Genomic DNA, 7,614 nt, shown 5'->3' on the forward strand with positions numbered 1-7,614 from the left:
CCGCCTAGCGGTTGGTGTCGGGTAGTTTACATAGCCGCGGCCAACATGCTTAGTTTAATGGCTATTTCGGTTCCGCAAAGTAACCAATTGTTCAGCAGATCGGGGACTAGAGGCAGCCCCTGTAGCTTGTTCGCGAAAGCGTCACGCAGCGGTAAGGGCGCGATCCAACAATTCCATCGGGTGATAGATGGGGATCCCGGCTTTGCCCTGTAGGCGCAGATGTTTCTGGATTTGTAGGCGGCAGCCGATATTGGCAGAGACAATCCCCTGAGCACCGGTGTTAAGCAAGTTCTTTACCTTCTGGGATCCCAGCTCATCCGCCACCTGGGGTTGCAACAGGTTGTAGACGCCGGAGCTACCACAGCAGAGGGCCGCATCGACGGGATCCCGCAGCTCCAGCCCCGGGATTTGCCGCAGCAGGTGTCGAGGTTCCTGGCTGAGCCGCTGCCCATGCAGCATGTGACAGGCATCCTGGTAGACCAGCACCAGGGGTTCCGGCTGTAGCGGATGTAGAGGAGCCGTTAACCCCACCTGGGCGAGAAACTCCTGAATATCCCTGACTTGAGTGGCAAATCGGGCTGCTTTCTCCTTGTAGTCGGGATCCCTGGCCAACAGGTGGCCATACTCCTTCAGGGTATGCCCGCAGCCAGAAGCGTTGATCAGAATGGCATCCAACTCGTAATCGGCAAAGGCATCGATCATCTGGCGGGCCAGGGTTTCCGCCTGCTGCAGTTGCCCTTGATGGTGGGGCAAGGCCGCACAACAGCCCTGGACAGGCGGGATCACCACCTCACAGCCGTTGTGGGTCAAGACGCGAATGCTGGCCTCATTCACCTGCGGGGCAAACAGGCGCTGCACGCAGCCCAAAATGAGTCCCACCCGGAAACGGCGTTCTCCCACCGCCGGGATCCGCTCAGGGTAACGCTTGGGCAGCAGTTGCTCCACCTCCAGGGGGGGCATCAGGGATTCCATGGCCGCCAAACGCGGGGAGACCTTTTCCAGACCCTTTCGGATCCAAGCGCCGATCCCCATTTTTTGGTACAGCCAGAGAGGCCACAGCAGCGGTTGCAGCCGCTCCGGGTAAGGAAACACCGAGAAGATGAACTGGCGGTAAAGCCGATCCCAGAGGTTGCGGCGGTAGTTGCGCTCAATCTGAGGTCGGGTAGCGGCAATCAGCCGGTCGTAGCGCACCCCCGAGGGGCAAGCCGTTACACAGGCCAAACAGCCCAGGCACGTGTCGAAGTGGGAAACCACTGCCGCTGAGAGGGAGATTTGACCTTGGTTGAGAGCCTCCATCTGATAGATGCGCCCCCGCGGCGAGTCCGTCTCTTTGCCGATGACACGGTAGCTGGGGCAGGTGGTCAGGCAAAACCCGCAATGCACGCAGGCATCGATCAGCTTGGGATCCGGGGGATCCACCCCATCAAAACCCGGCCCTTGCGATAAACTCATTGGCTTCGACCTATCGCGCTCTCAGCTCTACATGGCCATGCAGGGAGACAATTGGCAGCTTGCCATCCTGCCTGCAGTTTTTCTGCATCTTAATCCCAGAGTGAGGGGGCTGATTACATCCCACGGCAGAGCAAAGCTGCCAGGCCTGGCCAGAGCCTCCCAAAAAGGTCAGCTCCCGCCCTTGGGAGGCGGCACCCGGAAGCCACTTGGCAGCTTCTCGCCCTGGGCAGCCGCTTCCAGCGCCGCTAGGAGGAAGGCTTCGAATTGACGCACCGCCCCTAGGTCGAAGTACAGGTGCGTTTTGGCTGCTGCTACAGCCTTGCTGGCAAAAGCGAGGCAGCGTTCTTGGTCACGAGCAAAAGCAAGGGCTGTGGGCGCATAGTCCTCGATGGAGGGGGCAATAGGCGCAATCTCGGCGATCCCCATCTGCTCGTAGGCTGCTGCCACAAAACGCCCACGGGCAAAGCGCCCAGGCCAGGTGACAATTGGTTTGCCGTAAGCCATGGACTCGTAGAGAGTGTTGCCTGAGCCGAAATGAATGGGATCCAGCAAAACATTACAGTGGGCCACCAAAGCCATGAAGCGATCAAGCGGCTGGTACGGCAGGAAGCAGACCCGTTCGTTGAGGATAGGGGCACTCTTTGCCCAGCGCGCCCTGAGCTGCTCGCTCCGAGCCTTGGCGTAGTCCTCAATCATGACAATGTGGCCCTCGGGGTCGCCCTCAGCAATGGCTGCTAGCACCGCGTCGAAGTCAGGGTGCAGCTTAAACAAAGATTGAGGGCAGCCGTAGAGCCGGCCGTGCTCTGGCAGGCCCAGTTCTGTGCGGGAGGGAATTGACGTTGGCACGCTGAAAAGTTGGTAGCAAAAGGGGAGGCGGGTAAAACGCACCAAGCGCTCACTGTAGTAGGCTTCTGCTCCTTCCGGTTCCATCGGCGCATCTCCCCCTAGGAAGTAATCAACTGTATCGATGCCGGTGGTATCCGGATGGCCGTAACTAACCATCTGCACAGGCGCAAGCCGCGCATAGGCCAGAAAGTAGGTGGATAGCCACATGCCAATGTCGGGGTAGAAGAGGGCATCGAGTTCAAGGGCTGCAACTTGTGCTTGCCACTGGGGAAGTCGACCGCTGAGGGTCACCGTTCGGTCGCAAGCAGCTTCCAACCTAGCTCGCAGTTGGTCACGCTTGGCTTGTGGTGGGTAGATGAGGATGACCTCAAAGCGGGAACGGTCAAGCTGAACCAGAAGGCCCTGGTAGAGCTTGCCGATGGTGTGGTCGACAAGCAACTGGGAGCAAAAGCCAACCCGGATGCGCCGACCTGTAGGGAACTGCCAGCGGGCAACATGCGGCGCTTCAAAGTTCAACTGCGGCGCCTTAGCCCGAAAGAGCCGACAGAGACCTTCCATGAGCGCTCGGTCGTCGGCGTTGTGGTAGGCAAGGTAGAAGAAAAGAGAGCCGCTGAAGTATTGGGTTGGGTCGGTCAAGGTTCCAGGCAGGTCCAGCAGAGCGTTAAGGCCCTCCCGATAGCGAGCTCGCCAGTGGGCAATGGCCGCTTGGGACTCGGGGATGGCTGGTAAGTGAAGCCGACCCGCAATCTGGGTGGCAAGGATCCGCTCGGCCGCATCGGAGGGCTGGGGTCTACATTGGCGGGCCGCCTGTAACACTTCCTCAGCTTCCCCATCCTTTCCTTGAGCTGCCAAAGCAAAGGCCAAAGCTCGATGGGCGTCGAAGTGGTGCGGCTTTTTCTGCAGGGCAAGGCGCGCACAGCTTTCTGCTTCTTGGAGTTGGTCAGAAAACTCGTAGACTCCTACCTTTGCCAGGAGGCTCTCAACAAAGTGGGGACAAAGGGTTAGGGCTTTGTCAAAGTAATCCAGCGCCTTGGGAAAGTCATGGTTAACTGCGGCCAATCGTCCAAGCCAGTAGAGTGCTTCTACCCGCTGTGGGTTGAACTGCAGTGCCGCTTGGTAGGCGCTTGCAGCTCGCTCCCTTTCGCCACTTCCCAACAGCGCACTTCCATAGTTGACCCAAGCGTCGGCATAGGTTGGGTTAAGCTCAATTGCCCGCAAGGCAACCGCTTGCGCTTCAGGCCATTTGCCAATCTCTTGCAACAGAGCTGAAAAATTGCTGTATATCTCGGCATCCTTGGGATAAGCCAGCAGTGCCTGCCGGAAGAGAGCTTCACTTTCCTCATAGCGCTCTTGGTCATGAAGAGATACGGCCAGGGCAAGCAGGGCCTCGCGCTGATTGGGCTCAATGGCAAGAGCCCGCCGAGCTGCCTCTTCCGCTGCCACTGCCTCCCCCTGTGCCCAGCGCACCTGGGCAATAATGGCCCAGGCCAGGGCAAGACCTGGGTTTTTGGCAAGTAGCCGCTGGGCTTTTTCCAAAGCAAGGGCTAGGTTGCCACTGTTGTAGGCAGCTGCTGCTTCCTGTAGCTCGCTGGCTTCTTCCTCGGTGGGGGGCTGCGTTGCTGGCAGAGGGTCAGGAGAGGGAGCTTCTCCCTTCAGGGTGGCGGCCGCTAGCCGCGCAGTTAGCTCGACAACAGCGGGCCCTTCCAAACCGTGGGCGCACGCTTCGGCAAGAACCCGCTCGGCCTCCCCGTATTCACCACACTCCAGCAGGGCTTCAACCAAAGCTAGCCAATATTGACCAACCGTTGGATTGGCGCTGACTGCCGTCATCAAATGGGACAGTGCCGACCGGGGCTGCCCCCGCTGACGGGCAAGTTGGCCCAGAAGGTGGTGGGCGTAGTGGTGGCGGGGGGCAACCTGCAGGATGGCCCGATAGAGCCGCTCTGCTTCTTCCAGGTGCCCCTGCTGGTGGTGGTCAATAGCTTGCTGCAGAAGGTTGCTTAGCTCCATCATCGGCCCTCTAGTTTGGGCAAGGCATAGGGATGAGCAGAATGCCAGTAGTCGACTAGTTGCCCTTGGTGCTCGATAAGCACCTGCTTTGGCTCTATCCCAAGCCTAGCCATCTCGGCAACAATGTCAGCGGCGCGCCATTGGGTTGGGATGATGACCACGTCTGGGGTCTGCGTTTTCAGCTCCTCTGGGCTGACAATTTGCTGGCCAACGCCGGCAACATAGGTGCCAACTTTGTTTGGATCGGAATCGACAACCCAGGTAAGCCAATTGGTCTTAACCCCAAAGTGGTGCATGAAGGCTGCCCCTTTCCCCGTGCCTCCCCAGAGGGCAACTCGCAGGCCACTGTTAGCCAGCTCTTGAAGCTGGGCAGCAATTTTGCGGCGAGCCTCTTGGCTGCCTTGCTCAAATTTGGCTGCTGCTTCAGCCCGGAGCCGCCAGGCTAGCGGTAGCTGCAGCTCAACGATGGCCAACACCACTTCCCCATCGTAGGCGTGCCACAAGCTCACAATTGCACCGACGCGCTGTAGCAGGGCACGCAGCGACTCAGTGCTAAACTGCTGGGGGTGTTCGTAGTAAAAATCCACCAGTCGCCCTGTGGCAAAGACCCGGTCGATACAGGGCACTTCAACAAGCAGGCGCACAGTCTTTTTACAGCAACCTGCAGCCCATGCCAACTGCTGTAGGAAGGCTGCTGGTTGGCTAAAGTGCTCCAGGACATGACGCATCACCACCAGATCCGGCTGGAGGTGCAGCAGATCTTCAACAGGGTCAAAAAGCCGCGCCTCAAATTGAAACTCACTGGGGAAGTCGTCCGGTTGGTGAGGGTCAAATCCAATGTACCGCCCTTGCCGGCGAGCAGCCGAAGACCGCAGAAAGTGACCACAACCGCAGCCAATCTCAACCACGGTTGGGTTCTCAGGTAGGCGGGTCAGCACCTCATCGACCAGTTGCGCCAGATGCCGGTTCCACAAGACCCCGGCGTTGAACATGAGGTTCGGCTGACTGCCGTACGGGACATCCTCATAGCGGAAGGCGCGATTCCAGACATGGCCACAGGCGAGGCACTGCACAAAGTCAAGCCGATAGGGGGGCATGGCCCGTGCCTCCTCTTCAGTACGTGGCCAGCCCAATGTGGCAAGTGGCGCAGCCCCTCCGTCAAAAAAAGGGTGAGCCACTGATTCGCCACAGGCAGGACAGGGATCCGTATAAAGAGGAGTCATGCTCTACACTTACTCAAGCACAGCATAAGACATGCACGTCGCGTAAGGGAAGCGAAAGAGACGGAGATTGCGGAGGCCCAGCATCTCGATCGTTGCCAGTGTTTCACCCGGAAACTGACGCATGTTGAGCTCATCGAACAAGATCACAGCTCCCTTTGGCATGCGTGGCACAAGCAACTCCAGCGCTAGCTTTGTCTGCAAATTGCTCCTTGAGTCGCTTCATTTTCACCCTCGCTTATCGTAAAGTCTTCCAAGCCTCTGCTGCCTCCTGGGAGAGAGTGCCGGCATAGTAGCCCTGAATCGGAAAGCAAAACGGTTGATCTTCAGCAGGCTTGCGCAGAACACAGTAAAGCAAGGCGTTTTGGCCAATCTGGTTTTTAGTGACCAGTTCGAGGATATCCTCGCGTTTCCATAGCTGTACGAACTTCAGTGGATTATACTCGACGTAGAGATAGGCCATTATCGTGTAGCTGTTTGCCTGGGCTAGATCCCAGAAAAAGGTCGGCTGCACGTTGTAAAAACCGTGGTCGAGCCAGCCGGTAAATGGCAGACCGTGGATCATTAGGCCACCAGGCAGCGTGTAGTCGTGTATGGTTTTCATCACCTGGGCAATATTGAAGATGTGCTCGGCTGTGCCAAGGTTAAAAACAGCATGGTAACGCTGAGGCAACTCGATAGGGAAATTGAGATCCAGCTTGAGAGCTGCCTCCGTGCCATGAAGATCCACCGCTGTCATCGAACATGGCTGCCAGAAGGTGCGCCAAAAGACCTTGGCGATCTCGAACAGCATTCCAGGGCGCTTAGCCTGAGTAATTTCATCAAGTTGACGGAAGAGGGCAGTACGTTCTTCCTCTTTGGCAAAGCGATAAATGTCTTGGCCAAGCTGCTCGACAGCCACGTCGCCGTACCAGTTGGCCTCGCCCAGTTCCAAACAGTCGCCTCCAAGCGGAATAGCGTTTTGTTGCCGCATTTGGCTAAATAGAACGTATTCGATGGCAGTGATAGCCATGGATCTCTCCTTGTTTAAAGGAAGTTGCAGCGGCGGCATGGCTCTACCTGCAGACGGTTGTCCACCGTCGCGCGCAGTCGGCGATAGCTTGGGCTGTTGTAGATGTCGAGGACATGCTGCTCCCGAACGTTGCCTATGGGGTAGCGTGCCTGGCCATCGGCGCAACAGTGGGCTACCACACCCGTTGCCGTGATTGATATGTCAAACCAGCGAGTGCAGGCTATGGGCGGTGCCGTGGGAGGCGACACATCGACCTGGCCAAGCCAGTTTATGCGCGGAAAAATGCTAACTTCGAACAATGGATACGTTGTCCTTACCCAGGTAATGAAATCCTCATCAGCTGCTGTGCCGTCTCCAACACGGGATAGCACAATGCGCATTGGCAAGCGTCCCTCAGCTTTTGCTTTGTGAAGTCTGTCCAGGCTTTCGCGAGTCCGTCTGTAGGGCAACTTCATCGTTGCCTCGTATTCGTCTGGGCGGTGATCGTTGAAGCTAACCCACAAGTAACCAAGATTGGGAAACTGTGTTAATCGTTCCACAATCCGCTCGTTGATGAGGGAGCCATTGGTAGTCAAGGTGATGGTAGCGTGCGGTAGCTCAGACTGAAGATATGTAAGCAAATCGAAGATCCGTGTATCCAAAAATGGCTCATTAACCTTAAAAGGACTTAATTGAAAGCGATGAAGACGCGGAATGTCTTTGAGGTCATTGACAATTTTTTCTATTAGAGAATCATCCATCTTTGCTCCCTTTCTTTCCAGTGAAGAATAGGGACAAAAGTTGCAGGCAGCGTTGCAACGTGCCATCGTTTCCAGATGGACATGAGCTGGAAAGTCAATGTATGAACTCTCCCGCATCGCCAGAGCTCTGCGCTGATAGTCCAGCAAGTTCGGCGGAATTGTGCTCATCTCACTGTCCTCCTGCAGCATGCAATTGTCTACTCATTAAAACATTGCAACAGGCTCCCCCGTGTGGGCGCTTCGCACCCCTAGCAGGAACGCTGCTGCCTGCGGTAACTCTAACCTAGAGCATGACTCTAGTCAGTAATAAGCTCAACTATACTGAAAATAATGT

At 56.9% G+C, this 7,614-nt stretch carries 5 protein-coding genes; all 5 read right to left on the minus strand.

Features of this window, described 5'->3' with window-relative positions; genetic code table 11:
- Positions 1 to 141 precede the first annotated feature (141 nt).
- Positions 142 to 1,452: a (Fe-S)-binding protein gene (locus tag NW815_RS10110; protein ID WP_414388804.1), complete on the minus strand. Its 1,311-nt coding sequence runs from the start codon at positions 1,450 to 1,452 to the stop codon at positions 142 to 144.
- 168 nt (positions 1,453 to 1,620) lie between these two features.
- A complete protein-coding gene (locus tag NW815_RS10115; protein ID WP_414388806.1) occupies positions 1,621 to 4,311 on the minus strand; it encodes a tetratricopeptide repeat protein in 2,691 nt (896 codons plus the stop codon).
- A complete protein-coding gene (locus tag NW815_RS10120) occupies positions 4,308 to 5,531 on the minus strand; it encodes a class I SAM-dependent methyltransferase (RefSeq protein WP_414342499.1) in 1,224 nt (407 codons plus the stop codon). Before NW815_RS10120 ends, NW815_RS10115 begins: the two co-directional genes overlap by 4 nt.
- A gap of 235 nt (positions 5,532 to 5,766) precedes the next feature.
- On the minus strand, positions 5,767 to 6,540 hold the full coding sequence (locus NW815_RS10125) for a hypothetical protein (protein ID WP_414388807.1): 774 nt from the start codon (positions 6,538 to 6,540) through the stop codon (positions 5,767 to 5,769).
- 14 nt (positions 6,541 to 6,554) lie between these two features.
- Positions 6,555 to 7,448 (minus strand): radical SAM/SPASM domain-containing protein, encoded by an 894-nt coding sequence (locus NW815_RS10130; RefSeq protein ID WP_414388808.1) that lies wholly within the window; start codon positions 7,446 to 7,448, stop codon positions 6,555 to 6,557.
- Between the last annotated feature and the right edge of the window lie 166 nt (positions 7,449 to 7,614).

It is taken from the genome of Synechococcus sp. R6-7, from assembly GCF_047461695.1.
GTDB lineage: Bacteria > Cyanobacteriota > Cyanobacteriia > Thermostichales > Thermostichaceae > Thermostichus.